Source organism: Alistipes timonensis JC136, from assembly GCF_900107675.1.
Taxonomy (GTDB): Bacteria; Bacteroidota; Bacteroidia; order Bacteroidales; family Rikenellaceae; genus Alistipes; species Alistipes timonensis.
In genome coordinates this window covers 138,254-164,464 of record NZ_FNRI01000006.1, presented here as the reverse complement: position 1 = coordinate 164,464, position 26,211 = coordinate 138,254, and the positions used below count along the sequence as shown (strand labels likewise).

Genomic DNA, 26,211 nt, shown 5'->3' with positions numbered 1-26,211 from the left:
AAATTGATAATGTTGAATTTTATTACTTATTTTGTTGGAAATTAACACCGACTAACCATGAATTTCAACTCGCTGGCTGCGCTTTACAAGACGGAACTATTTGAAAATGTGATACCTTTCTGGCTGAATCACTCCCTCGACCGGGAGTGCGGAGGCTATTTCACCTGCCTCGGCCGCACAGGCAACGTGTACGATACCGACAAATTCATCTGGCTTCAGGCGCGGGAAGTCTGGCTCTTTTCGATGCTATATAATAATGTGGAGCCGCGCAAAGAGTGGCTCGACGCCGCCATCCACGGCGCCGCGTTCCTCGAGAAGCACGGCCACGACGGCGCCCTCAACTGGTATTTCGCCCTCGACCGCCGGGGCGCACCGCTGGTGGAGCCCTACAACATCTTCTCCTACACCTTCGCCACCATGGCCTTCGGGCAGTTGAACAAGGCGACCGGAAATCCCCGCTACGCCGACATCGCCCGGCGGACTTTCGAAATCATCCTCTCCAAAGCCTCCAACCCTAAGGGCAAATGGAGCAAAGCGTCACCCGGCAGCCGGACGCTTAAAGGCTTCGCACTGCCGATGATCCTCTGCAACCTGGCCATGGAGATCGAGCACCTCCTGAGCGAAGAGATCCTCCACGCCCGCATGGAGGAGTGCGTGCATCAGGTGATGGAGGTCTTCTACCGCCCCGAACTGGGCATCGTGGTCGAGAACCTCACGGCCGACAACCAGCTCTCGGACACGTTCGAGGGCCGCTCGGTCAACCCCGGCCATGCCATCGAGGCGATGTGGTTCGTCATGGACATCGGCCGGCGGCTCAAACGCCCCGAGCTGATCGAACAGGCCAAAAACATCACCCTGCGGATGGTCGAATACGGCTGGGACACGACCTACGGCGGCATCTTCTATTTCATGGACCGCAAGGGCTGCCCGCCGCTCCAGCTGGAGTGGGACCAAAAACTGTGGTGGGTGCATATCGAGACGCTCATCTCGCTGCTCAAAGGCTATGAGCTGACCGGCGACCGGCGGTGTCTGGAGTGGTTCGAACGGGTCCACGCCTACACGTGGGATCACTTCAAAGACCCGGAATACCCCGAATGGTTCGGCTACCTCAACCGCCGGGGCGAGGTGCTGATCGACCTCAAGGGCGGCAAGTGGAAAGGCTGCTTCCACGTCCCGCGCGGGTTGTACCAATGCTGGCAGACCCTCGAACGGATCGACCGCAAGGCAACCCTGATTACCCCAACCCCTAAAACCGAAACCTTATGCAACGAAAATTTGCTTTAATCCTCTGCGCGCTGTTCTGCACACTGGCGGCTGCGGCCGGGAATCCCAAACCGTTCGTCATCCCCGAGCTCGTCAGCTGGGAGGGCGGCAACGGCCATTTCACGCTCTCTTCCGCCACCGTCATCACCCATGACGAGGCCACGGCAGCCGTCGCCGAACGTTTCGCCGCCGAATGCCAAGAACTGCTGGGCTTTGCCCCGCAGGTGGTTCCGGCGAAGCGGAACCGGCAGAAATCCGGCGTCATCTCGCTGGCCGTCACCCCCGGCAAGTGCGGCACCGACAACGCCGAAGGCTATGCCCTCTCGATCGGCAGGAACGTCAGGGTATGCGCCAACGAGCCGCTGGGAGCGATCTGGGCCACCAAAACGCTCCTCCAAATGGCCGAGCAGTCGACCGCCCTGCCCTGCGGGTCGGCCGTCGACTACCCCGCTTTCCCGATGCGCGGTTTCATGCTGGACGTGGCCCGCAAATATTTCGACCTCTCCTACCTCGAAGACCTCGTCAAAGTGCTCGCCTACTACAAGATGAACACGTTCCAGGTCCACCTCAACGACAACGGCATGCAGGAGCTCTTCGAAAACGACTGGACCAAAACCCCGTCGGGCTTCCGGATCGAGAGCAAAACGTTCCCCGGACTGGCGTCGAAAGACGGTCATTACACCCAGGAAGCCTTCCGCGAGTTTCAGAAAGAGGCGCTCCGGCAGGGCATCACCATCATCCCCGAGATCGACACTCCGGCGCACACCCTCTCTTTCTCGCACTACAAGCCCTCGCTGGGAAGCGACATCTACGGCAAGGACCACATGGACCTCTTCAATCCCGAGGGCTATGAGTTCCTCGACGCCCTCTGGCGCGAATACCTCTCGGGCGACGATCCCGTGTTCGTCGGCAAAAAGGTGCACATCGGCACCGACGAATACAGCAACAAGGATTCGCTGGTGGTCGAACAGTTCCGCGCATTCACCGACCGCTACCTCCGTTACGTCGAGTCGTTCGGCAAGGAGCCGATGCTCTGGGGCGCGCTGACCCACGCCAAGGGCGCCACCCCGGTCAAATCGGACGGAATCCTGATGAACTGCTGGTACAACGGTTATGCCGACCCGAAAGAGATGTACGCGCTGGGATACGACATCCTGAGCGTCCCCGACGATCAGGTCTACATTGTCCCCGCCGCAGGTTACTACCACGACTACCTCGACACCAAAACGCTCTATGAGAGCTGGACTCCGGCCAACGTCGGCAATCAAACCTTCGACCCGGCGGACCCGCGGCTCAAAGGCGGTCTGTTCGCGCTCTGGAACGACCATGCCGGCAACGGCATCAGCGTCCAGGACGTACACCACCGCATTTTCGACGCCGTCGCGCCGCTGTCGGTCAAAATGTGGAACGGCGCCCGGACCTCGCTGACCTACGACGAGTTCACGGCCCTGCGCCCGCGGATCGGCGAAGCGCCCGGCGTGGACATCCTCTCGCTGCACCCGGAGAAAGGGGTATTGCTGTCCAAAAAGGAGATTTCGCACGGCGAGCGGCTGCCCCTGAAACAGGTCGGCTGGAACTACCGCGTGGAATTCACGCTGACGGCAGGTCAGAACCCCGGCGGCACGGTGCTTTTCAAAGGCCCCTATTCGACCTTCTACATCAACAATCCGCTCGACGGCCGGCTCGGATTCTCCCGCGACGGATACACCTATTCGCTCGGCTACGCCCCGCCCGCCGGCAAACCGGTGCGCATCGCCGTCGAGGGCGACAACAGGTCCACGCGGCTCTACGTCGACGGAGAGCTGACCCGGACGCTCGACATCGTCTGCCCCTACCGCGTGTCGGTGACGCGCCCGGCGATGATTATGAGCTATGTGCAAACGCTGGTCTTCCCGCTGGAAGAGGTCGGGAAGTTCGACGGCCGGATTTCCGACCTGGAAGTTACAGTCCGATAAGTTTGTTGCGTGCCAGCAGGCAGGCACCCGTGACACCCGCATTTTCTCCCAACTCCGAGAGACAGATGCGGGTGTCTTTGTTCACCAGCATCAGCGAGTATTTGTTGACGGCGTTCCGCACGGGAAGCATGATGTACTCCTTGGCCGTGGAGAGCGACCCGCCGATGACGATCTGTTCGGGATTGAAAATATTGATCAGCCCGGCGATGGCTTTGCCGAGGTTGTGGCCGACGGTCTCGAGTATCTCGATGGCGAGGACATCCTCGTTGGCGATCGCCGCCAGAATGTCGTCCATCGTGATCTTCGCCCCGCTTTTGAACTTGTCCGACAACACCGAGACGCTCCCCGCCTCGAGTTTCTCGAGGAACATGCGGTAGAGCGCCGAACCCGATGCGACCGTCTCCAGACACCCCCGCTTTCCGCAGCGGCAGATGATCTCCTCGTCGTTGAAGGGGAAGTGGCCGTACTCTCCCGAAAAGCCCGAATGGCCGTAGAAAAGTTTGCCGTCGATGATGATCCCGATGCCCAGTCCCCAGCTGGCGTTGATATAAAGCAGCGTTTGCTGGGCGTAACTTTCGTTGTTCATGTATTCGCCGTAAGCCGCGGCCCGGGTGTCGTTCTCGATGAAGACCGTATAGCCCAGCCGCTCCTCGAGGAGTACCGACAGCGGTTGCTCTTCCACGAAAAAGTAACTGTAACTGTACCCCGTCCGGGAATTGACCCGTCCGGAGATATTCACGCCCACGGCCAATATTTTCGTCGGGTCGATCTTGTGGCGTTTGATGAAGCCGAGAATGACGTTGCAGAGGTCGTCGAGCGCCTGCGGGCCCTCCAGGTTGAAATCCACTACCTCCCGGTGAATCAGGTTGCCTTTGAAATTCATGGCGCCCATGATTACGGAATCCTTTTTGATGTCGGCGCCGATAATCAATCCCGTGTAGGGATTCAGCCCGTAGATGTTCGGTTTTCGGCCTCCGGCGGTCTGCTGCTCGCCGAAATTGTGGACGAACTCCTCCTCGATCAACTCGCCGAGCAGTTTGGTGACCGTCGGGACACTCAGGTTGACCGCTTTGCTCAGGTCCGCGATACTCGAATCGCCTTCAAATATGAAATGCCTGATAATGTGCTGTTTGAGTATCGCATTCTTGTTGCCTTCGGTTGCGAGTTTGAGAAAAGACTGTTTCATGACGCTTTATTTTGCGTAAATATAATTAAAATTTATCAGAACAAACCAGCTCGCTCATTAAAATATTTTTTCAAACTCCCCCAAACGGCCTCCGGACGGCTCGGCAACTTTAAAAGAAAAAAGCCGGCGATCAGAGAGTCTGCGAATAAAACTGAAAACAAAAGCCGTAAACAATTAAAAATAATTATCATTAATCCGGTTTTAAATAATATTTTTTATTATTTTTGTCCCCATCAGTTAAACCATTAACCGACCCGAATGAAACGAATTACCCTCCTGCTTCTGGCAATGCTGCTGTTCACGGCGTGCGGACGCAACCGCCCGGCCGACACATCGTCCCGGCTGATCGTCCCCACGAAGAACGCCCTTCCGATCTCCGGCACCTTCCTCGACGAGATCTCCCACGACATCCCCCACCAGAACTGGGGCGAGAAGGAGTGGGACCGGGATTTCCGCTACATGAAGGACATCGGCATCAACACCGTCATCCTGATCCGCTGCGGCTACCGCAAATTCATCACCTATCCCTCCGAATACCTTCTTTCGCGGGGCTGCTACATGCCTTCGGTCGACCTGGTGGACATGTACCTGCGGCTGGCCGAGAAATACGGCATGAAGTTCTACTTCGGGCTCTACGACTCGGGCGAGTACTGGGACACGGGCGACATGACCTCGGAGATCGAGGCCAACCGCCACGTCATCGACGAGGTGTGGAAAATGTACGGCGAGAAATACAGCAGCTTCGGCGGCTGGTACCTGAGCGGCGAAATCTCCCGTGCGACGAAGGGCGCCATCCACGCCTTCCGTGAAATGGGGCTGCAGTGCAAGCGCGTTTCGGGCGGCCTGCCGGTCTTCATCTCCCCGTGGATCGACGGCAAGAAAGCCGTCATGGCCTCGAACGGCAAACTTACCCGGGAAGACGCCGTATCGGTGGAACAGCACGAAAAGGAGTGGGACGAGATCTTCGCCGGCATCTCCGGAGCCGTCGACGCCGTGGCGTTCCAGGACGGACACATCGACTACGACGAGCTGGACACGTTCTTCGCCGTCAACAAGCGGCTCGCCGACAAATACGGCATGCAGTGCTGGACCAACGCCGAATCGTTCGACCGCGACATGCCGATCAAATTCCTGCCGATCAAATTCGACAAGCTGCGGATGAAGCTCGAGGCGGCGCAGCGCGCCGGCTACGACAAGGCGATCACGTTCGAGTTCTCGCACTTCATGTCGCCGCAGTCGGCCTACCTGCAGGCCGGGCACCTCTACGACCGCTACAAGGAATATTTCGAAATCAAGTAACCCATGAAAGGCATCGGATACATTCTGTTTCTGTCGGCGGCGGCTGCGCTGGGCGGATTCCTCTTCGGCTACGACACGGCCGTGATCTCGGGGACCATTTCGATGGTCACCACCCAATTCGGGCTCAACGTGACGCTCCAGGGTTGGTACGTAGGGTGCGCCCTCGTGGGTTCGATCGCGGGCGTGTCGTTCGCCGGAATGCTTTCCGACCGTTTCGGCCGGAAAATCTCGCTCTCGCTGGCGGCGCTGTTCTTCACGGTCTCGGCCGCAGGCTGCGCCGTCTCGGCCGACATCACGCAACTGATCATCTACCGCATCATCGGGGGCGTCGGTATCGGCGTGGCCTCGATCATCTCGCCCATGTATATCAGCGAGATCGCCGTCGCCAAACACCGGGGACGCCTCGTGTCGCTCTACCAGCTGGCCATCACCATCGGCTTCCTCGCAGCCTACATCGTCAACTTCGCCCTGCTGAACTATGCCGGACAGGGTACGCCGACGGACACGCTCTGGAGCAAGGTCTTCATCACCGAGCCGTGGCGCGGCATGCTGGGCGCCGAGACCCTTCCGGCACTGCTCTTTCTCGTGATCCTCTTCTTCATCCCCGAGAGCCCGCGGTGGCTCGTCGCCCGGGGCCGGACCGACTGCGCCCTCGCCATCCAGACGCGCATCAGCGGCAGCGAGACCGACGCCCGCAGCGAACTGGGCCAAACCATCGAGCGGATCGAACGCGACAAAGGCTCGGAATGGAAATTCCTGCTGCGCCCGAACATGCTGAAAGCCGTGGCCATCGGCGCCGCCATCGCCATCCTGGGACAATTCATGGGAGTCAACGCCGTGCTCTACTACGGCCCCTCGATCTTCGAGCAGAGCGGCCTCTCGGCCGGCGATTCGCTCTTCTACCAGGTGCTCGTCGGACTGGTGAACATGCTCACCACGGTAGTGGCGCTCGTCATCATCGACAAGGTCGGCCGCAAGAAGCTCGTCTACTTCGGCGTCAGCGGCATGATCCTCAGCCTGCTGGCCATCAGCTGGTACTTCACCTTCGGCGCAGGCATGTCGAGCATCTTCCTGCTGGTCTTCTTCCTGCTCTACATCTTCTTCTGCGCCATCTCCATCAGCGCCGTGATCTTCGTGCTGCTCGCCGAGATGTACCCCACCAAGGTGCGCGGTCTGGCCATGTCCATCGCGGGTCTTTCGCTCTGGGTCGGGACCTACCTCATCGGACAGCTCACCCCCTGGCTGCTGGAGAGCCTGCTGCCGCAGGGCACGTTCCTGCTCTTCGCCGTCATGTGCATCCCCTATATCCTCATCATCCGCTTCCTCGTCCCCGAGACCACGGGCAAAACCCTGGAACAGATCGAACAATACTGGGAGGAGAAAGCCTGAAAACCGACACTATGCTGAAACGAATATTACCGATACTGGGCGCCGCCGCACTGCTCGCCGGCTGCGGAACAGACGCCCGTTACGACCTGCTGATCGTCGGGGGCGGAGCCTCCGGAACGGCCGCCGGCATCACCGCCGCCCGCATGGGCTCGCGCGTGCTGCTCGCCGAGGAGACCCCGTGGCTCGGGGGCATGCTCACCGCGGCGGGCGTGAGCGCCATCGACGGCAATCACCGCCTTCAGGGCGGATTTTTCGGGGAGTTCTGCGACTCGCTGGCCGCCCGTTACGGAGGTCCCGACAGCCTCCGCACGGGGTGGGTCAGCAACGTGCTCTTCGAGCCTTCGGTCGGCAACGCCATTCTCCAGCGGATCGCCGCAAAACAGAAAACCCTGAAAATCCGCTTCGGCACCCGCCTGCTCGCCCTCGCCGAAGAGCCCGGGGGCTGGCGCGCGACGCTGGTGCAGGGCCGCGACACCCTCACGGTCCGCGCGAAGGTCCTCATCGACGCCACCGAACTGGGCGATGTCGCCGCACTGGCGGGCGTCGGTTACGATATCGGCATGGACGCCCGCGCGGAGAGCGGCGAGGCCATCGCTCCCGAAGCGGCGAACGACATCGTGCAAGACCTGACCTATGTGGCTATCCTGCAGGAGTATGACCACGATGTCACCATCCCCGAACCCGAGGGATACGACAAATCCGACTTCGCCTGCAGCTGCCGGTCGGCCGACTGCGTCAACGCGACCCACGGCCGGGTGCTCTGGAGTCCGCGCGAGATGCTCGACTACGGAAAGCTCCCCAACGGCAAATACATGCTCAACTGGCCCATCGAAGGCAACGACTATTACACCAACATCATCGAACTGTCGCCGGCGGAACGCGCCGCGGAACTCGAGAAAGCCAAGCAGTTCACCCGCTGTTTCATCTACTACATCCAGCATGAACTGGGCTTCCGGAACATCGGCCTCGCCAAAGGCGAGTTTCCCACCGGGGACGGTTTCCCGCTGATCCCCTACCACCGCGAATCGCGGCGCATCCACGGCCGGGTGCGTTTCACGGTCGAGGATGCGAAGAACCCCTACCGCAACACGCTCTACCGCACGGGTATCGCCGTGGGCGACTACCCCGTCGACCACCATCACCAGCGGCATCCGCAGTGGCAGAGCCTCCCCGAACTGCATTTCCACCCGATTCCCTCTTACACGATCCCCCTGGCGGTGATGCTGCCGCAGGAACGTCCGAACCTGATCGTCACCGAAAAATCGGTCTCCGTCTCCAACCTGGTCAACGGCACCACCCGGCTCCAGCCCATCACGCTCGAACTGGGTCAGGCCGCGGGCGTGATCGGTTCGCTGGCCGCCGCCCGGAACACCCGTCCGGAACTGGTTCCCGTGCGCGACGTTCAGCGGGAACTGCTGGCGCAGGGATGCTACCTGCTGCCCTATCTCGACCTGCCGCGCAACGACGTCCATTTCGCCGCCTTGCAGCGCATCGGCGCAACGGGACTGCTCCGGGGCGTGGGCACGAACGTCGGATGGTCGAACCAGACATGGTTCCATGCCGACAAAAACGTCGCGGGCGGCGAACTCGCCGAGGGACTGCGGTCGCTTTACCCGGCCGTCGATTTCGGCACGCTCTCCGACACGGTGACCGTCGCCGAAGCCGGCGAACTGCTCCGCCGGATCGCCCCCGATGCAAAAGTCGACGCCCGGACGTGGGATGCGCTGTCGCTCACGGACTTCGACCCCGGCCGAAAGATCACGCGCGGTGAACTCGCCGTACTTTTCGACCACGCGGCGAATCCGTTCGACGGCGTGGAGATAGACCTCTGCGGACAACTAAAAAACCAATGATATGAAACGCTTATTCCTGCTTCTGTCGTTCGTGCTGATCGGCTCCGCACTCTGCGGCCAGACGGCCCACAACAGCAAATTCACGGTCAAAAAAGGCCGGATCGTCTTCGACACGCCCAAACGCGCCCCAGGCCAGCAGTCGATGCTGGGCTTCGCCGCCGAACCGATCCCGGTGGTCCGGGTCGGCATCATCGGACTGGGCATGCGGGGTCCCGGCGCCGTCACCCGGCTGGGATTCATCGACAACGTGGAAATACGGGCGCTGTGCGATCTTTACCCCGAGCGGATCGAGGAGAACCAGCGGATACTCGAAAAGGCGGGCATGCCCCGGGCCGATGAATACAGCGGCGAGGAGGGCTGGAAACAGCTCTGCGAGCGCGACGACCTCGACCTGGTGTACATCGTCACCCCGTGGCTGCAACACGTCCCGATGGCCGTCTATGCCATGGAACACGGCAAGCACGTCGCCCTGGAAGTTCCCGCCGCGCAAAGCGTCGCCGAGTGCTGGCAGTTGGTCGACACCTCCGAACGGACACGCCGCCACTGCATGATGGTCGAGAACTGCGTGTACGACTTCTTCGAACTCACGACCCTCAACATGGCGCAGCAGGGTCTTTTCGGAGAAATCATTCATGCGCAGGGCGGCTATGTCCACTGCCTCGAACAATACTGGTCGAGTTATCAGGGCGACTGGCGCTTCGACTTCAACAAACGCCACACCGGCGACATCTACGCCACACACGGCCTCGGCCCCGTCTGCCAAGCGCTGAACATCCACCGCGGCGACAAGATGAACACACTCGTATCGGTCTCCACCGGGAGCTTCAACGGCCGGAAGCTGAGCGGGAAGCGCGACGGCGACCGGACATTCCGCAACGGCGACCAGACCTCCACGCTCATCACGACCGAGAAGGGAAAGACCATCCTCCTGCAGCACAACGTCATGACGCCCCGTCCCTACGACCGCCTCTACCAACTGGTCGGCACCGACGGTTACGCCAGCAAATATCCGGTCGAGGGATACGCTTTCGGGGACCTGGACTTCGCGGGCGACGAACGTCCCGACATCGAGGCGCTCGACACGCACGGCTTCGTCTCCGAAGCGCGGAAAGCCGAGCTGATGCGGCAGTACGAACATCCGATCCAGCGACAGCTGACCGAGAAAGCCAAGGAGGTCGGCGGCCACGGCGGCATGGACTTCATCATGGATTACCGGCTGATCCACTGCCTGCAAAAGGGCCTTCCGCTCGACCAGGACGTCTACGACGCCGCCGAGTGGTCGTGCATCGGGGAGCTCAGCGCGAAATCCATCGAGCACGGCAACGCGCCGGTCGAAGTTCCCGACTTCACCCGCGGCGAGTGGAACCGGCTCCCGGGCCTCGTCTTCGCCAAATAAAAAAAGGGCTGTACTTCGGTACAGCCCTTTTTGCTATTTCTCGTCCGCCGAGCGAATCTCCTTGCGGCGTATCTTGCCGCTGATGGTCTTGGGCAGCGACTCCACGAACTCGATCACACGCGGGTATTTATAAGGCGCCGTGATGCGCTTCACATGGTCCTGCAACTCTTTGACGAGCGCCTCCCCGGCCTGCGCACGGTATTTCTCCGCAAGGATGATCGTCGCTTTGACCACCTGCCCGCGAATCTCGTCGGGCACGCCCGTAATGGCGCACTCCACCACCGCAGGATGGGTCATCAGGGCGCTCTCGACCTCGAACGGCCCGATGCGGTAGCCCGAACTCTTAATTACGTCGTCGGCACGCCCCACGAACCAGTAGTACCCGTCCTCGTCGCGCCACGCCATGTCGCCCGTGTAGTAAATCCCGTCGCGCCACGCCTCGTGCGTCAGCTCCTCGTTGAGGTAATACTCTTTGAAAAGCCCCAGCGGTTTGCCCCCGTCGGTGCGGATCACGATCTGCCCCTGCTCGCCGTCTTCGGCCGAACGGCCGTCGGAGGTCAGCAGGTCGATCCGATACTGGGGATTGGGCACGCCCATACTCCCGGGCTTGGGTTCCATCCACGGGAAGGTCGCCAGCGTCAGCGTGGTCTCGGTCTGCCCGAAACCCTCCATCAGACGGATGCCCGTCAGCCGTTGGAAAGTATCGTACACGGCGCCGTTCAGCGCCTCGCCGGCCGTCGTGCAATACTCCAGCGACGAGAGGTCGTATTTCGTGAGGTCCTCGCGGATCAGGAAACGGTAAATCGTCGGAGGCGCGCACAGCGAGGTGATGCGGTACTGTTCGATCTTATGCAGAATCTCCGCGGGCGTGAATTTCTCGTGATCGTAGACGAAGATATTGGCCCCGGCCAGCCATTGCCCGTAGAGTTTGCCCCACGCGGCCTTGGCCCATCCCGTGTCGGCAATCGTCAGGTGCAGGCTCCCCTCGTGGAGATTGTGCCACAGCAGCCCCGTGGTGATGTGCCCCAGCGGATAGGTGAAATCGTGGGCAACCATCTTCGGCTCGCCCGTCGTTCCCGACGTGAAATACATCATCATGATGTCGTCGTTGGCGTTCACGCGCTCCGGACGCACGAAAGGCTCCGCCCCGGCTATGCCTTCGTGAAAGTCGAGAAAACCGGCGGGGACCTCGGGGCCCACGCTTATCAGCACCTCCGCAGTGGGGCTCTCGGGCATGGCCGCCGCAATATGGTCGGTAATGACCGCCTCGCCGGCAGCCACGATGCCTTTGATGCGGGCCATGTTGCAGCGGTAGACGATGTCCTTTTTGGTCAGCAGGTGGGTCGCGGGGATCACCACCGCCCCCAGTTTGTGCAGCGCGAGGATCGAAAACCAGAATTCGTAGCGGCGTTTGAGAATCAGCATCACCGCGTCGCCCTTGCCGATGCCGAGGCTCCGGAACCACGAAGCCGTGCGGTCGCTCTCGCGTTTGAGGTCGGCGAAGGTGAACTGAATCTCCTCGCCCTGGTCGCTGGTCCACAGCAGCGCCTTTTTGTCGGGCTGCTCGGCGGCATAGGCGTCGACGACGTCGTAGGCGAAATTGAAATTTTCAGGCACGCGGATATGCAGGTTCCTGCGGAAATCCTCCTGCGACGCAAAGGAGGTCTGCGTTAAAAATCGTTCTACCATAGCTTACATGATTATGGCCAGGAAACGGACCGTTTTTCCGTCGAGGGCTTTCATTCCGTGAGGCTGCGCCGAGTCGAAATAGAGGCTGTCGCCCGGCTCGAGCTCGAACTCCCGGCCGTTCAGACTGATGAGCAGACGCCCCTCCAGCACATAGTTCATCTCCTGCCCGTCGTGGGAGTTCAGGTGCATCGGGGCGTCGGCCGGAGCCGGCTCCACCGTCACGATGAAGGGGTCGATCTTCCGCCCGCGGAAGCCCGAGGCCAGCGCCTCGTATTTGTACGCCTCGCGGCGCTCCACCGACACGCCTTTTCCGGCGCGGGTGATGAAATAGGAGTTCATCCGGGGCTCCTCGCCGAACATCAGCACGTCGAGACTGATCCCGTAATGGCGGGATATGGTCTGCAACACGTTGACCGAGAAGTCGGTCTGTCCACTCTCCATGGCCCGGTACTGTTCGAGGGTCAGGTGGCAGCTTTCGGCCACCTCCTGCTCCGACAGTTCGAGCACCTCGCGCAGCCCGCGCAGACGGGTCGCGATCGATTGAATAGGATCGTCACACATTGTCGTATCGTTTGTTTGGGTAAATCCGGGCCGCCCTAACCACAGCGGCCTGTCCGCGGTAAATATACTGAAAATTATTAAAAACGGCAATTTCCGGGGCAAAATGGCTCTATATATATCGGTAAGATACCCGGCGAATAAAAAAACGGCCGGAATTTTGGTTTTTCCGAATGGAAACCCTATATTTGTCCCCAACGACAACTGAAATGACGATTTTCAACCATATCCATCATCACCATCACCACTTTACCGAGGGGTAGGTCGATCATGTATATGTGAAAACGCAATTATATGAAGCTCACCCCCTGCGGGTGGGCTTTTTCGTGTGCCGTGCCGCAGGTGGGTGTCCCGAAACGAAACGATCAACACACACCGAATATGCTGAGAATAGCCATCCAGGCCAAGGGCCGACTGAACGAACAGAGCATCGAACTGCTTTCCGAAGCAGGCATCCGCGTTGCCGAGAGCAAACGCAAACTCATATCCCGCGCCGAAGGGTTTCCGCTGGAAGTCCTCTACCTGCGCGACGACGACATTCCGCAGGCCGTAGCCATGGGCGTCGCCGACATGGGCATCGTAGGACTGAACGAGGTGGCCGAGAAGGGCTTCTCCGTCGAGCAGGTCATGGACCTCGGGTTCGGGGGCTGCCGCATCTCGCTGGCCGTGCCCAAGACGACAACCTACGAAGGTCCCGACTTCTTCCGCGGCAAGCGCGTCGCCACCTCCTACCCCAACATCCTTGCCCGCTACTTCGCCGAGCGCGGCATCGAGGCCGAGATCCACACCATCGAGGGTTCCGTGGAGATCGCTCCGGCCGTGGGCATGGCCGACGCCATCTTCGACATCGTCTCCTCGGGCGGCACGCTCATCTCGAACGGGCTCACGGAGGTCGAGAAAGTATTCTTCTCCGAGGCGGTGCTCATCGCCAACCCCGGGCTCGGCAGCGACAAACGCCGCGAGATGGAACAGCTGACGTTCCGCCTCAACTCGATCCTCGACAGCCGCGGAATGAAATACGTGCTGATGAACCTCCCGAAAGAGCGGCTCGACGACGCCATCCGAATCCTCCCCGGCATGCGCAGCCCGACGGTGCTGCCGCTGGCGCAGGAGGGATGGTGCTCGATCCACGCCGTAATCGCCCAGGACCAGCTCTGGGAACGCATCGAACGCCTCAAAGAGATCGGAGCCGAAGGCATCCTGATTCTGGCCCTCGAAAACATGATCCGCTGAAAATCCGAACCCGATATGGAAATCCTCAACATCTACCCCAACCCCGAACGCTCCGAGTGGGCGGCCCTCACCGAACGCTGCACGCGGCAGGAGGAGGAGATCACCCGGCAGGTGGCCTCGATCCTCGACGAAGTGCGCACCGGCGGCGACCGGGCCCTGCGCGAAATCACCCGCCGCATCGAGGGGCGCGACTGCGAAACGTTCGAAGTCCCCGCCGACATCCGCCGCGCGGCGGCGGAGCTGGTCCCCGCGGCGCTGAAAGAGGCCCTCGCCACCGCCAAGGCCAACATCGAAGCCTTCCACCGCGCCCAGCTGCCCCCCGAGGTCAGCGTTGAACCGATGCCGGGCGTGCGGTGCGTCCAGCGCGCGCTGCCCATCCGCCGCGTGGGGCTCTACATCCCCGGCGGCAAGGCCCCGCTGTTCTCCACGGTGCTGATGCTGGCCGTTCCGGCCCGCGTCGCCGGATGCCCGGAGGTCGTGCTCTGCACCCCCGCCCGTCCCGACGGCACCGTCGCTCCCGAGATACTCTATGCCGCCGACCTCTGCGGCGTGGACCGCGTCTACACCGTGGGCGGCGCGCAGGCCGTGGCGGCCCTGGCCTACGGCACCGAGAGCATCCCGCGCGTGGACAAGATCTTCGGCCCCGGCAACCGCTACGTCACCAAGGCCAAACAGCTGGTCGGAGCCAACGACGTGGCCGTCGACCTGCCGGCAGGACCTTCGGAGGTACTCGTACTGGCCGACGACGAAGCGTCGCCCGCCTTCGCCGCCGCCGACCTCCTCTCGCAGGCCGAACACGGAGGCGACAGCCAGGCGGTGCTGGTCTGCGCCTCGGAACGCTTCGCACTCGACACCCGGCGCGCCGTCGAAGAGCAGCTTCAACAGCTCCGGCGCGGCGACACCATCCGCGAAGCGCTTCGCCAGAGCCGCATCGTGGTGCTCGACAGCCGCGAGAAGATGATCGGTTTCGCCAACGCCTACGCCCCCGAACATCTGATTATTTCGATGCGCGACGCCTGGAAGGCCGCGGCGCAAATCACCGCCGCCGGCAGCGTCTTCATCGGGCCCTGGTCGCCCGAGAGCGCCGGCGACTACGCCTCGGGCACCAACCACACGCTGCCCACGGGCGGCTGGGCGCGGGTTTACAGCGGCGTCAACACCGACTCTTTCCTGCGCAAGATCACCTATCAGGAACTCACCCGCGACGGGCTTTCGGCCCTCTCCCCGGCGATCGTCGCCATGGCCGAAGCCGAAGGGCTCGGGGCGCACGCCGCCGCCGTCCGCGTCCGTCTGAAAAAACAGCGCTCATGAAGACCCTCGAACAATTGGTGCGCCCCAACATCCTGGCGCTGAAACCCTACTCCACGGCCCGCGACGAATACGCCGGCGGGGAGATCTCGACGTGGCTCGACGCCAACGAAAACCCCTACGAAAACGGCGTCAACCGCTACCCCGATCCGCACCAGAAGGGCCTGAAACAGCGCATAGCCGCCCTGAAAGGCGTGCGCGAAGAGCAGGTCTTCATCGGCAACGGCAGCGACGAAGCCATCGACCTCGCCTACCGCATCTTCTGCCGCCCGGGCATCGACAACGCCGTTTCGATCGCCCCGACCTACGGCATGTACCGCGTCGCCGCCGACGTCAACGATGTCGAGATGCGCGAGGTGCCCCTCGGCGCGGATTATGCCCTGCCGGTCGAGGCCCTGCTGGCCGCGGCCGACGAGCGGACCAAACTGCTGTGGCTCTGTTCTCCGAACAACCCCACGGGCAACGCCTTCCCGGCAGCCGACATCGAGCGGCTCATCCGCCGTTTCGACGGCATGGTCGTACTCGACGAAGCCTATATCGACTTCGCCTCCGGTCCGGGATTCCTCGCGCGGCTCGACGAATTCGAAAACCTCATCGTCCTGCAAACCCTCTCCAAAGCGTGGGGCATGGCGGGGCTGCGCCTCGGGCTGGCTTTCGCATCGGAAAAGGTCGCGGCGCTCTTCGCCCGTGTGAAATACCCCTACAACATCAATTGCCTGGCACAGGCCGCCGTCGCCGAACGGCTCTCGTTCGACATCGCAGGGCAGGTGGCGCAGCTCCGCGCCGAACGCGACGCCATCGCCCGAACCCTCGCCGCGTGCCCCGCAATCGAACGGGTCTACCCTTCCGAAGCCAACTTCGTGCTGGTCCGCACCCCCGATCCCGACCGCCTTTACGACGCGCTGATCGCCGCGGGAGTCATCGTCCGCAACCGTTCGCGCGTCCCGGGATGCGCGGGGTGCCTGCGCATCACCGTCGGACGCCCCGACGAGAACGCCCGGATGCTGGAAACCGTCAAAAATTTCACCCTATGAAAAAAGCCCTCTTCATCGACCGCGACGGCACCGTCATCGCCGAACCCGCGGACGAACAGATCGACAGCCTCGAAAAACTCGCGTTCGTGCCCGGAGCCATCTCCGCGCTGAAAGCCCTCACGGGCCTCGGTTTCGACCTCGTGCTGGCCACCAACCAGGACGGCCTCGGAACCGCGTCCTTTCCCGAAGAGACATTTTGGCCGGCGCATGAAAAGATGCTCTCGACGCTGCGGGGCGAGGGCGTCGCATTCGACGACCAGCTGATCGACCGTAGCTTCCCGCACGACAACGCCCCCACGCGCAAGCCCGGAACAGGGATGTTCGGCCGTTACACGGGCGGCGAATACGACCTCGCGGCGAGTTACGTCATCGGCGACCGCGTGACCGACATCCTGCTGGCCCGCAACCTCGGGGCCCGGGGCATTCTGCTGGCGCCCGCCGCCGAGGGGCTCCGGATGCTCGACGAAGCCGGGGCCGCCGACGCCTGCGCGCTGGTCACCGACTCGTGGGCCGAAATCGCCGAGTTCATCCGCCGCGGCGAACGCCGGGTCGAAATTCGGCGCGAGACCCGCGAAACGCAGATCATCGTCCGCCTCGACCTCGACGGGCGCGGCGACTTCAACGGCGAAATCTCCACGGGGCTGCGCTTCCTCGACCACATGCTCGCACAGATCGCCCACCACGGCGGCGTGGCGCTGGCCGTGGATGCAAAGGGCGACCTCGACATCGACGAACACCACACCATGGAGGACGTGGCCATCACCCTGGGCGAAGCCATCGACCGCGCATTGGGCTCCAAGGCGGGCATCGCCCGCTACGGCTTCGCCCTGCCGATGGACGACTGCCGGGCGCTGGTGCTCCTCGACTTCGGGGGCCGCATCGACTTCGAGTGGGACGCCGAATTCCGCCGCGAGCGGGTCGGCGACGTGCCGACGGAGCTATTCCGCCACTTCTTCCACTCGCTCTGCTGCTCCGCGCGGTGCAACCTCCAAATCTCGGCCCGCGGCGACAACGACCACCACAAGGCCGAAGCCATCTTCAAAGCCTTCGCCCGCGCCCTGCGCATGGCCGTCGGCCGGCAGGGCTTCGGATACGACATCCCCAGCAGCAAAGGAGTCCTATGATAGCGGTAGTCGATTACGATACGGGCAACCTGCGGTCGGTTGCCGACGCCCTGCACCGCGCCGGGGCCGAATTCACCCTTACGGACGATCCTGCGCTGCTGCGCCGGGCCGACCGGGTGATCCTTCCGGGGGTAGGCGAAGCCTCATCGGCCATGTCGAAACTCCGCGAACGGGGTCTCGACACCGTGATCCCCACGCTCACACAGCCCGTGCTGGGCATCTGCATCGGCATGCAGCTGATGTGCCTCGCAAGCGAGGAGGGCGACGCCGAGTGCATGGGCATCTTTCCGACACGGGTCCTGCGGCTCCCGACGCTCACCGCCGCGGGCGAGCGGCTCAAAGTCCCCCACGTGGGCTGGGACACCGTTTCCGGCCTCCGCACCCCGCTGTTCCGCGGCATGGCCGAAGACACTTATGTCTATTACGTCCACTCCTTCGCCGCGGAGCCGTGCGAAGCGACCATCGCCACGACCTGCTACGGACTTCCGTTCAGCGCGGCGCTCGGCCGCGGCAACTTCTTCGGCACGCAGTTCCACCCCGAAAAGAGCGGACGGGCGGGCGCGCTGATTTTACAGAATTTCCTAAACCTTTGACACCATGATCGAAATCATACCGGCAACGGACATCATCGACGGCCAGTGCGTGCGACTGACACAAGGCGACTACGCCAGCCGAAAGACCTACTACCGCGACCCGCTCGAAGCCGCCCTGCGCTTCGAGGAGGCGGGCATCCGCCGCCTGCACATGGTCGACCTCGACGGCGCCAAGGCTTCCGAGCCCCGCAACCTCGCGGTGCTGGAACGCGTGGCGACGCGGACGGGACTCGAAGTGCAGTACGGCGGCGGCATCAAAAGCCGCGAGGCGCTGCGCAGCGTCTTCGACGCCGGAGCCGGCCGCGCCATCTGCGGCAGTATCGCCGTCCGCGAACCCGACCTTTTCGCCGCATGGCTCGCGGAGTTCGGCCCCGAACGGCTGATCCTCGGCGCCGACATCCGCGACGGCGCGGTGGCCATTCAGGGCTGGCTGGAAAGTTCGGCGCTCACGGCTCCCGAACTGATCGAATGTTTCCTCCCGCAGGGGCTTTCGCAGGTCATCTGCACCGACATTTCCCGGGACGGCATGCTGTGCGGGCCTTCAGCGGCGTTCTACGCCGAGCTGCAAAGCCGCTTCCCGGCGGTGGAGATCACCGTCAGCGGCGGCATCTCGGGGATGGACGACATCGGGGAACTCGACCGGCAGGGCCTACGGAGCGTCATCGTCGGCAAAGCCCTCTACGAAGGGCGCATCACCCTCAAAGAACTCGAACGATGCTTGCGAAACGCATAATCCCCTGCCTCGACATCCGCGAAGGCCAGACCGTCAAAGGGATCAACTTCGTGGAGCTGAAACAGGTCGGCGACCCCGTGGAACTCGGCGCGAAATACGCCTCCGAAGGGGCCGACGAACTGGTCTACCTCGACATCAGCGCCTCGGAGGAGGGCCGCCGGACCTTCACCGAACTGGTTTCGCGCATCGCCGCGCGGATCGACATCCCCTTCACCGTCGGGGGCGGCATCTCGTCGGTCGACGACGCCGGGCGGCTGCTCGACGCCGGGGCCGACAAGATCACCCTCAACAGCGCCGCCGTGGCCAACCCCGCACTGATCGACGCCATCGCCGCCAAATACGGCTCGCAGTTCGTCGTGGCGGCGATCGACGCCCGGACGGTCGGGGACCACTGGGTCGTGACGACCCACGGCGGCAAACGTCCCACCGACCGCGAACTCTTCGCCTGGGCCCGCGAGGCCGCCGACCGCGGTGCGGGCGAGATACTCTTCACCTCGATGGACCACGACGGCACGAAGAACGGCTATCCGTGCGACACCTTCGCGCGGCTGGCCGAACTCCCCGTCCCGATCATCGCTTCGGGCGGCGCCGGCACGGCGGACCACATCGCCGACGTGCTGACCCTCGGCCGCGCCGATGCGGCGCTGGCGGCCAGCATCTTCCATTACAACGAAATTCCGATCCCCGTGTTGAAGCGGGCTTTGAACGAACGCAACATAAACGTCAGATTATAACATCATTATGAAAATCGAAGCAAAACCGTTCCCGGCGCTCGACGCCGCGAAACTCCCCGGCGGGCTCGTCCCTGCCGTCATCCAGGACGCCCGCACCCTGCAGGTGCTCATGCTGGGCTACATGAACGAGGAGGCTTACAACAAGAGCCTCGCCGAAGGGCGCGTCACCTTTTACAGCCGTTCGCGCCGGTGCCTCTGGACCAAAGGCGAAACCAGCGGCAACTGGCTCGACATCGTATCCGTCACCGCCGACTGCGACGACGACACGCTCCTCGTGCGCGTCATCCCCCACGGCCCGACCTGCCACACGGGTTCGAAAACCTGTTTCGGAGAGGCCGTTCCCGAAACCGAAGGCTTCATCCGTTACCTGCAAAGCGTCATCCAAGGCCGCCACGCCGAGATGCCCGAAGGCTCCTACACCACCAAACTCTTCAACCGCGGCGTGAACAAGATCGCGCAGAAGGTCGGCGAAGAGGCCGTGGAGACCGTCATCGAAGCCGTGGCCCAGAACCGCGAAGCGATGATCTACGAGGCTTCGGACCTCATCTACCACCTGCTCGTGCTGCTCGAAGCTACGGGCTGTTCGATCGCCGATCTCGAGAAGGAACTGGCCCGCCGTCACTCCTGACCCCCAACCGGTCCGGAAATCCGGACCGCAGAGCGCAACGCCGCAGCGTGCTGAAAAAGCATACTGCGGCGTTTTTTTCGCCCCCATTCGACATTTTTTCGTCATTTCCGACTGTAATCTCCGCAAAAAAAGTTACATTTGTGAAACAGACACCGGAATAAGCACATACCCAACTTACCCGGTTAAGAAAAGCGATAACAGCAGAAATAACCTAAACCTATATCTTATGAAACGAAACTTATGCCGAAACCTGTTCCGCACGCTGGCCGGATCAGGGATCATCGCGGCCTGCCTCTGTTCGTGCGGGTCCAAGCACAACACCCTCACCGAAGCCGAGATCGCCGACGGATGGCAGCTACTCTTCGACGGCAAGACGCTCGACCAATGGAAAGACTTCAACGGCGATTCGCTGACGCAGCCCTGGCACGTCGTGGACGGCTGCATCCAGGCCGCCGGCGACGGCAGCGACCTTTCGGGCTACATCGTCACCAAAAAACAATACGAGAACTTCATCCTCGACTGGGACTGGAAACTCTCCCCGGGCGGTAACAGCGGCATGCTCTACCATGTGGTCGAGAACCCCTATTTCGCGGTTCCCTACGTCACGGGGCCCGAGTACCAGCTGATCGACAACGACGGCTGGGAGGCGCAGAACGCCCCGACGAAACTCGAACCGTGGCAGCGGTTGGGCGTGGATTACGCCATGCACCTGCCCGACGCCGATTCGCTGTTCGTCAATCCGCAGGGCGAGTGGAACTCGTCGCGCATCGTCTGCGACAACGGCCACGTCGAGCACTGGCTCAACGGCCGCAAGATCCTCGAGTTCGAAGCCTGGACCGACGACTGGTTCGCCCGCAAGAACAGCGGCAAGTGGGAGACAGCTCCCGAATACGGCCTGGCGCACCGCGGCGTGCTCTGCCTGCAGGACCACGGCTATCCCGCGTCGTTCCGCAACCTGAAAGTCAAAGAGCTGCCGCGCAAAGCCGGCCGGGAGACGGAGCTTTTCAACGGTCGCGACCTCACGGGATGGGAGGCTTACGGAACCGAGAAATGGTACGTGGACAAAGAGGGCAACCTCGTCTGCGAGAGCGGCCCCGACAAGCAGTACGGCTACCTCGCCACGCGGGAATATTACGACGATTTCGACCTCACGCTGGAGTTCAAACAGTTGTCGAACGGCAACTCGGGCGTCTTCTTCCGCTCGTTCGTCGAGCCGCCCGTGAAGGTCCACGGCTGGCAGTGCGAAGTGGCTCCCAAAGGGCACGACACGGCGGGCATCTACGAATCCTACGGCCGCGGATGGCTGGTGCAGATTCCCGACGAGAAGGAGTCGATTCTCAAAGAGGGTGATTGGAACACGCTGCGCCTGAAGGTGCAGGGCGACCGTGTGCAGACGTGGCTCAACGGCGAGGAGATGGTGGACATCACCGACGCGAAGATCGGCGCCGCACAGGGACGCATCGCCCTGCAGATTCACGACGGCGGAGGTATCAAAGTCCTCTGGCGCAACCTCCGACTCACGACCTTATAAATCCAAAACAACCTGAAAATATGAGTTCCCGCAGAGACTTTCTCAAAACGCTGGGCGGCATGGCGCTGCTGACCGTCGTGCCGCGCAGCGTGCTCGGAGGCCCCAAATACGTCGCCCCCAGCGACCAGCTCACCAAAGGCATCATCGGCGTGGGCGGCATCGGCAAGAGCAGCTATCATTTCACGTCGAACGACGCCTGCCGGCTGGTGGCGGTCTGCGATGTCGACCGGAACCACCTCGACAGCGCCGTGGCGCTGGGCCGCAAGAAGTTCGACAAGACCCTCGAAGCCTACCACGACTACCGCGACCTCATTACCGATCCCAACGTCGACATCGTGCATATCGCCACCCCGCCCCACTGGCACGGACTGATGGCCGTCGAGGCGGCCAGGGCCGGCAAGGACATCTGGTGCGAGAAACCGATGACACGCACCATCGGCGAAGGCAAGCGCGTCGTGGAGGCGGTGAAGCAGAACGGCCGCATCTTCCGCCTGAACACGTGGTTCCGTTTCAAGGACACCTTCTACGGATTGGGCACGACGGTCGAGCCGCTGAAAAAGCTGGTCGACAGCGGACTGCTGGGATGGCCCCTCAAGGTGACCATCTCGGGAGCCACGGGCTTCGCCTGGAAATTCTTCTGGGTGGGGCAGGAGAACCTCACGCCGCAGCCCGTTCCGGCCGAACTGGATTACGACATGTGGCTCGGCCCGGCGCCTTACAAGCCCTACAACAAACACCGTGTCCACGGCACGTTCCGCGGTTACTGGGACTACGACGGAGGCGGCCTGACGGACATGGGCCAGCACTACATGGACCCCGTACAATACCTGCTGGGCAAGGACGACACCTCGCCCGTGAAGATCGAGGTCGACGCCCCGCAGCAGCATCCCGACGCCGTGGGCATCTGGCACCGGATCGTCTACACCTACGAGGACGGCTGCCAGATCGTCCTCGAGGGCGAAGGCTACGAGAGCCAGGGCAAAGTGCCCTACATCGAAGGCCCGTTAGGCAAGGTCTTCCAGGGATTCGAGTGTACAATTCCGAATGTTATGGAAAAGATCTCCGAAATGCCCGATCCCGAGCCGCAGAACACCGATTTCCTCCAATGCGTCCGCACCCGCGAGCGTTTCGCCCTCGACGAAATCAAAGGCCACCGCAGCTCGACGCTCGTGAACCTCGGAGCCTGCGCCCTGCGGCTGAACCGCACGCTGCATTTCGATCCCGACACACAGTTGTTCGTCGGCGACGATGCCGCCAACCGGCTGATCGACCAGCCGATGCGCACGCCGTGGAAAATCTGACCTAACCCTGCAAACCTGAGAAAACGATGAAAAAGATACTTGTAATCCTCCTGCTTGCCCTCGTGCCGTTCGCCGGCGGTGCGCAGGATGCCCGCCAGCGCACCGCCGCGACGATCGTGGCGGACGGGCTGAACCAGCTTCCGGCACAGACCCCCAAGGCGTTCGACGCCGTCATGCAGGAATTGGCCGCCACCGGGGCCGAAGGAATCCGGATGATGGCCGGAATGCTCGTTCCCGCCGCCCAAGGCAAGAACGCCGCCGTGGAATACGCCCTCAACGGCGTAGTGAGCTATGTGACCGCCGCAGGCCGCGAGGAGCTGGCCAAGGAGGTTCGCGCCGGACTTGCCGCGGCCGTGGACGCCTGCACGGACAAACCCAACCAGGCATTCCTGCTCTCGCAGCTCCAGCTCTGCGCAACGGCCGCCGAAGCCCCCGTGTTCGTGAAATACGCCGGCGACAAATACCTCGCGGACTACGCCGTGCGCGGACTGATCTCCACGCCCGGGACCGACGGGGCGATCCTCACGCTGATCGAAAGCGCTTCCGCACCCAGCGCCCTGCTGGCCTATGCCGCTGCGGAGAAGCGCCTTGCAGCCGCCGAACCCGCACTGCTGAAATGGGCCGCGGCCCCCACGGCCGACGAAGCCACAAAAGAAGCCGTCTGCAATGCACTGGCGAAATGCGGCAGCGAAGCATCGCTCCCGACCCTCGCCGCAGCGGCCAAAGCCGCCGGTTACGCCTTTGAGAATAGCCAAGCCGCAAGCGCCTATATCGAACTGCTGACGCGCCTTGCCGCCGCAGGGAATGCCAAGGCCCTCGCCGCGGCCAAAGCCTTGCGGAAAGCCGGCATGCCGCAGAACGTGCGGATCGCCGGATTGGAGATCATACTGCGTGCGGATGCCAAAAAGCGAACGCAGGAGGTGCTCGCCGCACTGAAAGACGCCGACCGGGCCTACCGCTGCGCGGCGCTCGACTTCGCCTCGGAGTTCGCCGACGACGCCCTCTACGTCGCCATCGCCAAAAAACTGCCGTCGCTGAAGGACAACACGGCCAAAACCGACGTCGTAAGCTGGTTCGGAAGCCGTCACGCCGCGTCGCAGGCCGGGACGGTCATCGCCTCCATCGCGTCGCCCGATGCGGAGCTCTCCCTCGCGGCCATCCGCGCCGCCGGCAGAATCGGCGGGCAGGAGGCCCTGGAGGCCCTCATCGCCCAACTCGACGGTCCGCACGCCCGGGAAGCATCGGCCGCCCTCGCGGCTTTCAACGGCAAGCCCAACGCCGCCTTCGTGGCCGCCCTCGACGGAACGCCCGCCACGCAGGCCAATGCCCTGAAACTCGTCGCCCAACGACGCATCACGACCGCCGCCGACAAGGTATTCGCCCTGCTGGAATCTCCGGATGCCGCCGTGCGGGCCGCCGCATACGACGCATTGGCAGGCGTTACCTCCCCGAAAGACTTCGGCCGGCTGTGCGATCGGCTCGACAATGCACAGGAGGCCGACGTGAAGGCCCTGCAGGCCGGACTGAAGAACGCGCTGGCCAAAGAGAGCCCCGCCGCTCAGTATGAGAAGACCATGGCCCGGATGTCCGCCGCCCCCGCAAAGGCCCGCTACTATCCCCTGCTGGCGCAGGCCGCCAATAAGGAGGCGATCGACGCCCTGCTGGCCGCCGGCGACCGCGAAGCCGCCTTTGCCGCCCTGCTGACGGTCCGCAATCCCGCGATGGTCGGGGTGCTGTACGACCTCGCCGGGCAGAACCCCGCGTGGACCGATGCGGCCCTGGCGCGCTACACGGATTTCGTGACGGCATCCCCCGACACGGCCGTCCGCAAGTACCAGCTCTACCGACGCGCCCTCGGACTGAACCCCTCGGCTGCGGTGCAGAACAAACTGCTCAAAGCGCTCGCCAAAACCCCGGAATTCCCGGCGCTGGTGCTTGCCGCCAAGTATATGGATAATCCCGCGACGGCCGAAGCCGCAGCGCTGGTCGTAAAGACCGTGGCGGCAAAGAACCCCGACATGGGCGGCGAAACGGTCTCCGCGGCGCTGAAAAAGGCGCAGGAGGTCTACACCGGACTGGCCAAATCCGACGCCGATGCGGGTTACGCCGTCGACGAAATCAAAGGACTGCTGGCAAAACTCCCCGCCGAAGGATTCGTTCCGGCATCCCTCGCCCCGGGCGGCTGGAAAGCCGTCGCAGGCAATCCCGAGGTCCTCAAAACGATGACCGCCAAAGCGTTGTCCAAGGCGCAGCAGGAGGCTGACGCCGCAGCGGCAAAAGCGTGGAGCGCTGTGGACGGCGTGCTCACGGGAACAACGGGCGCCGCAACGCTCGGATCGGCGAAAAATTATGAAAATTTCAGCCTGATCGTCGACTGGAAAACCGACGGCGAGGCGGGTCTCGGCATCCGCTCGATCCCGCAGATCGCCCTCGGCGGCCGGAACGCCGGTGCGCTGACGGGCAACATGCTCCACGAAAACACGGCTCCCGCAGCCGCCAACCGGCCCGGCGAATGGAATACGATGGAGGTCCGGGTGGTGAACGACCGCGTGACGGTGGTCCTGAACGGCGTCACGACCTGCCAAAACGTGATCCTCGAAAACACCTGCAACCGCGAGATCCCCGCCTACACCGAGGGGCAGATCCTACTCGTCGGCGGCACGGCCCCCGTCAGCTTCCGCGACATGTACATCCGCGAACTGCCCCCGACGCCTCGCTACGAGCTTTCGGCCGAGGAGGCCGCCGAAGGGTTCGAAGTGCTCTTCGACGGAACCTCGATGCACAAGTGGACCGGCAACACCACCAACTACGTTCCGGTCGACGGCACGATTTACGTCACGGCGCAGTACGGCGGCAGCGGAAACCTCTACACCAAGAAGGAGTACAGCGACTTCATCCTGCGTTTCGAGTTCCAATATCTGCAGGAAGGGGTCAACAACGGCATCGGCATCCGCACCCCGATGGGCGTGGACGCCGCCTACCACGGCATGGAGATTCAGATTCTCGACCACGACGCCCCGATCTACAAGAATCTGCGCGAATATCAGCAGCACGGCTCGGTCTACGGCATCATCCCGGCCAAGCGCGTGAAGTTCCCGCCGCTGGGGACCTGGAACGTCGAGGAGATACGCGCCGTGGGCGACCGCATCACGGTGACGGTCAACGGCGAGGTGATCCTCGACGGCAACATCCGCGAAGCCTGCCAGGGGCACAACGTGGCGCCCGACGGCAGCAACAAGAACCCCTATACGGTCGACCACCGCAACCACCCGGGACTCTTCAACCCCACGGGCCACATCGGACTGCTCGGACACGGCCCCGGCCTGAAGTTCCGCAGCATCCGCATCAAGGAGCTTCCCTCGGGAAAAAGCGTGAAATAAAAAGCCGCACGGCCGAAAGAAAAC

20 protein-coding genes are annotated in these 26,211 nt (G+C 62.7%); 17 read left to right on the top strand and 3 right to left on the bottom strand.

What is annotated here, in order from left to right:
• Nucleotides 1–57: 57 nt before the first annotated feature.
• On the top strand, nt 58–1,284 hold the full coding sequence (locus BLU78_RS09775; protein WP_010266585.1) for a n-acyl-d-glucosamine 2-epimerase: 1,227 nt from the start codon (nt 58–60) through the stop codon (nt 1,282–1,284).
• Entirely contained in the window at nt 1,263–3,218 is a 1,956-nt protein-coding gene (locus BLU78_RS09770; protein ID WP_010266587.1) for a beta-N-acetylhexosaminidase, read from the top strand. Before BLU78_RS09775 ends, BLU78_RS09770 begins: the two co-directional genes overlap by 22 nt.
• Here BLU78_RS09770 and BLU78_RS09765 read toward each other — a convergent pair.
• Entirely contained in the window at nt 3,205–4,404 is a 1,200-nt protein-coding gene (locus BLU78_RS09765) for an ROK family transcriptional regulator (RefSeq protein WP_010266589.1), read from the bottom strand. The genes BLU78_RS09770 and BLU78_RS09765 overlap by 14 nt on opposite strands.
• Nucleotides 4,405–4,692: 288 nt before the next feature.
• On the opposite strand from BLU78_RS09765, the gene BLU78_RS09760 reads away from it, so the two are divergent.
• From BLU78_RS09760 to BLU78_RS09745, 4 genes are read left to right on the top strand one after another with little or no spacing between them, the layout of a single operon-like run.
• Nucleotides 4,693–5,703, top strand: a complete 1,011-nt coding sequence (locus BLU78_RS09760) for a DUF4434 domain-containing protein (protein WP_020693329.1) — start codon at nt 4,693–4,695, stop codon at nt 5,701–5,703.
• Nucleotides 5,704–5,706: 3 nt separating this feature from the next.
• A complete protein-coding gene (locus tag BLU78_RS09755; RefSeq protein WP_010266595.1) occupies nt 5,707–7,092 on the top strand; it encodes a sugar porter family MFS transporter in 1,386 nt (461 codons plus the stop codon).
• Between the two features lie 11 nt (nt 7,093–7,103).
• Nucleotides 7,104–8,945 (top strand): FAD-dependent oxidoreductase, encoded by a 1,842-nt coding sequence (locus tag BLU78_RS09750; protein WP_010266600.1) that lies wholly within the window; start codon nt 7,104–7,106, stop codon nt 8,943–8,945.
• A 1-nt stretch (nt 8,946) separates the two neighbouring features.
• Nucleotides 8,947–10,341, top strand: coding sequence for a Gfo/Idh/MocA family protein (locus BLU78_RS09745; RefSeq protein ID WP_010266605.1), 1,395 nt, complete (start codon nt 8,947–8,949; stop codon nt 10,339–10,341).
• 33 nt (nt 10,342–10,374) lie between these two features.
• On the opposite strand, the gene BLU78_RS09740 is transcribed toward BLU78_RS09745, so the two are convergent.
• On the bottom strand, nt 10,375–12,030 hold the full coding sequence (locus tag BLU78_RS09740; protein ID WP_010266608.1) for an AMP-binding protein: 1,656 nt from the start codon (nt 12,028–12,030) through the stop codon (nt 10,375–10,377).
• 3 nt (nt 12,031–12,033) lie between these two features.
• A complete protein-coding gene (locus tag BLU78_RS09735; RefSeq protein ID WP_010266614.1) occupies nt 12,034–12,591 on the bottom strand; it encodes a helix-turn-helix domain-containing protein in 558 nt (185 codons plus the stop codon).
• A 378-nt stretch (nt 12,592–12,969) separates the two neighbouring features.
• On the opposite strand from BLU78_RS09735, the gene hisG reads away from it, so the two are divergent.
• The 11 genes from hisG to BLU78_RS09680 all read left to right on the top strand — a co-directional run bounded on the left by hisG (nt 12,970) and on the right by BLU78_RS09680 (nt 26,187).
• Entirely contained in the window at nt 12,970–13,821 is an 852-nt protein-coding gene (gene hisG, locus BLU78_RS09730) for an ATP phosphoribosyltransferase (protein ID WP_020693327.1), read from the top strand.
• Between the two features lie 15 nt (nt 13,822–13,836).
• Nucleotides 13,837–15,132: a histidinol dehydrogenase gene (hisD, locus tag BLU78_RS09725; protein WP_010266621.1), complete on the top strand. Its 1,296-nt coding sequence runs from the start codon at nt 13,837–13,839 to the stop codon at nt 15,130–15,132.
• On the top strand, nt 15,129–16,163 hold the full coding sequence (gene hisC, locus BLU78_RS09720; protein ID WP_010266625.1) for a histidinol-phosphate transaminase: 1,035 nt from the start codon (nt 15,129–15,131) through the stop codon (nt 16,161–16,163). The genes hisD and hisC overlap by 4 nt, the downstream gene beginning before the upstream one ends.
• Entirely contained in the window at nt 16,160–17,287 is a 1,128-nt protein-coding gene (hisB, locus tag BLU78_RS09715) for a bifunctional histidinol-phosphatase/imidazoleglycerol-phosphate dehydratase HisB (RefSeq protein ID WP_010266629.1), read from the top strand. The genes hisC and hisB overlap by 4 nt, the downstream gene beginning before the upstream one ends.
• On the top strand, nt 17,284–17,880 hold the full coding sequence (gene hisH / locus BLU78_RS09710) for an imidazole glycerol phosphate synthase subunit HisH (RefSeq protein WP_010266630.1): 597 nt from the start codon (nt 17,284–17,286) through the stop codon (nt 17,878–17,880). The genes hisB and hisH overlap by 4 nt, the downstream gene beginning before the upstream one ends.
• A gap of 4 nt (nt 17,881–17,884) precedes the next feature.
• The gene (gene hisA, locus BLU78_RS09705) at nt 17,885–18,613 is read left to right on the top strand and encodes a 1-(5-phosphoribosyl)-5-[(5-phosphoribosylamino)methylideneamino]imidazole-4-carboxamide isomerase (protein WP_010266633.1); all 729 of its coding nucleotides are present in this window, start codon (nt 17,885–17,887) and stop codon (nt 18,611–18,613) included.
• Nucleotides 18,595–19,347, top strand: a complete 753-nt coding sequence (hisF, locus tag BLU78_RS09700; RefSeq protein WP_010266635.1) for an imidazole glycerol phosphate synthase subunit HisF — start codon at nt 18,595–18,597, stop codon at nt 19,345–19,347. The genes hisA and hisF overlap by 19 nt, the downstream gene beginning before the upstream one ends.
• A 7-nt stretch (nt 19,348–19,354) precedes the next feature.
• On the top strand, nt 19,355–19,975 hold the full coding sequence (hisIE, locus tag BLU78_RS09695) for a bifunctional phosphoribosyl-AMP cyclohydrolase/phosphoribosyl-ATP diphosphatase HisIE (protein WP_010266636.1): 621 nt from the start codon (nt 19,355–19,357) through the stop codon (nt 19,973–19,975).
• 226 nt (nt 19,976–20,201) lie between these two features.
• The gene (locus BLU78_RS09690) at nt 20,202–21,506 is read left to right on the top strand and encodes a 3-keto-disaccharide hydrolase (protein WP_010266637.1); all 1,305 of its coding nucleotides are present in this window, start codon (nt 20,202–20,204) and stop codon (nt 21,504–21,506) included.
• 20 nt (nt 21,507–21,526) lie between these two features.
• Nucleotides 21,527–22,807, top strand: a complete 1,281-nt coding sequence (locus tag BLU78_RS09685) for a Gfo/Idh/MocA family oxidoreductase (RefSeq protein WP_010266639.1) — start codon at nt 21,527–21,529, stop codon at nt 22,805–22,807.
• Between the two features lie 26 nt (nt 22,808–22,833).
• Nucleotides 22,834–26,187 carry a 3-keto-disaccharide hydrolase gene (locus tag BLU78_RS09680; protein WP_010266641.1) on the top strand — a complete coding sequence of 1,118 codons (3,354 nt, stop codon included), beginning with the start codon at nt 22,834–22,836 and terminating at the stop codon, nt 26,185–26,187.
• The last annotated feature ends 24 nt before the right edge of the window (nt 26,188–26,211 follow it).

What these genes read in the sequence shown, in the direction of transcription:
- BLU78_RS09775 (WP_010266585.1), top strand. Translation starts at nt 58, where the DNA reads ATGAATTTCAACTCGCTGGCTGCGCTTTACAAGACGGAACTATTTGAA.
- BLU78_RS09770 (WP_010266587.1), top strand. Translation starts at nt 1,263, where the DNA reads ATGCAACGAAAATTTGCTTTAATCCTCTGCGCGCTGTTCTGCACACTG.
- BLU78_RS09765 (WP_010266589.1), bottom strand. Translation starts at nt 4,404, where the DNA reads ATGAAACAGTCTTTTCTCAAACTCGCAACCGAAGGCAACAAGAATGCG.
- BLU78_RS09760 (WP_020693329.1), top strand. Translation starts at nt 4,693, where the DNA reads ATGCTGCTGTTCACGGCGTGCGGACGCAACCGCCCGGCCGACACATCG.
- BLU78_RS09755 (WP_010266595.1), top strand. Translation starts at nt 5,707, where the DNA reads ATGAAAGGCATCGGATACATTCTGTTTCTGTCGGCGGCGGCTGCGCTG.
- BLU78_RS09750 (WP_010266600.1), top strand. Translation starts at nt 7,104, where the DNA reads ATGCTGAAACGAATATTACCGATACTGGGCGCCGCCGCACTGCTCGCC.
- BLU78_RS09745 (WP_010266605.1), top strand. Translation starts at nt 8,947, where the DNA reads ATGAAACGCTTATTCCTGCTTCTGTCGTTCGTGCTGATCGGCTCCGCA.
- BLU78_RS09740 (WP_010266608.1), bottom strand. Translation starts at nt 12,030, where the DNA reads ATGGTAGAACGATTTTTAACGCAGACCTCCTTTGCGTCGCAGGAGGAT.
- BLU78_RS09735 (WP_010266614.1), bottom strand. Translation starts at nt 12,591, where the DNA reads ATGTGTGACGATCCTATTCAATCGATCGCGACCCGTCTGCGCGGGCTG.
- hisG (WP_020693327.1), top strand. Translation starts at nt 12,970, where the DNA reads ATGCTGAGAATAGCCATCCAGGCCAAGGGCCGACTGAACGAACAGAGC.
- hisD (WP_010266621.1), top strand. Translation starts at nt 13,837, where the DNA reads ATGGAAATCCTCAACATCTACCCCAACCCCGAACGCTCCGAGTGGGCG.
- hisC (WP_010266625.1), top strand. Translation starts at nt 15,129, where the DNA reads ATGAAGACCCTCGAACAATTGGTGCGCCCCAACATCCTGGCGCTGAAA.
- hisB (WP_010266629.1), top strand. Translation starts at nt 16,160, where the DNA reads ATGAAAAAAGCCCTCTTCATCGACCGCGACGGCACCGTCATCGCCGAA.
- hisH (WP_010266630.1), top strand. Translation starts at nt 17,284, where the DNA reads ATGATAGCGGTAGTCGATTACGATACGGGCAACCTGCGGTCGGTTGCC.
- hisA (WP_010266633.1), top strand. Translation starts at nt 17,885, where the DNA reads ATGATCGAAATCATACCGGCAACGGACATCATCGACGGCCAGTGCGTG.
- hisF (WP_010266635.1), top strand. Translation starts at nt 18,595, where the DNA reads ATGCTTGCGAAACGCATAATCCCCTGCCTCGACATCCGCGAAGGCCAG.
- hisIE (WP_010266636.1), top strand. Translation starts at nt 19,355, where the DNA reads ATGAAAATCGAAGCAAAACCGTTCCCGGCGCTCGACGCCGCGAAACTC.
- BLU78_RS09690 (WP_010266637.1), top strand. Translation starts at nt 20,202, where the DNA reads ATGAAACGAAACTTATGCCGAAACCTGTTCCGCACGCTGGCCGGATCA.
- BLU78_RS09685 (WP_010266639.1), top strand. Translation starts at nt 21,527, where the DNA reads ATGAGTTCCCGCAGAGACTTTCTCAAAACGCTGGGCGGCATGGCGCTG.
- BLU78_RS09680 (WP_010266641.1), top strand. Translation starts at nt 22,834, where the DNA reads ATGAAAAAGATACTTGTAATCCTCCTGCTTGCCCTCGTGCCGTTCGCC.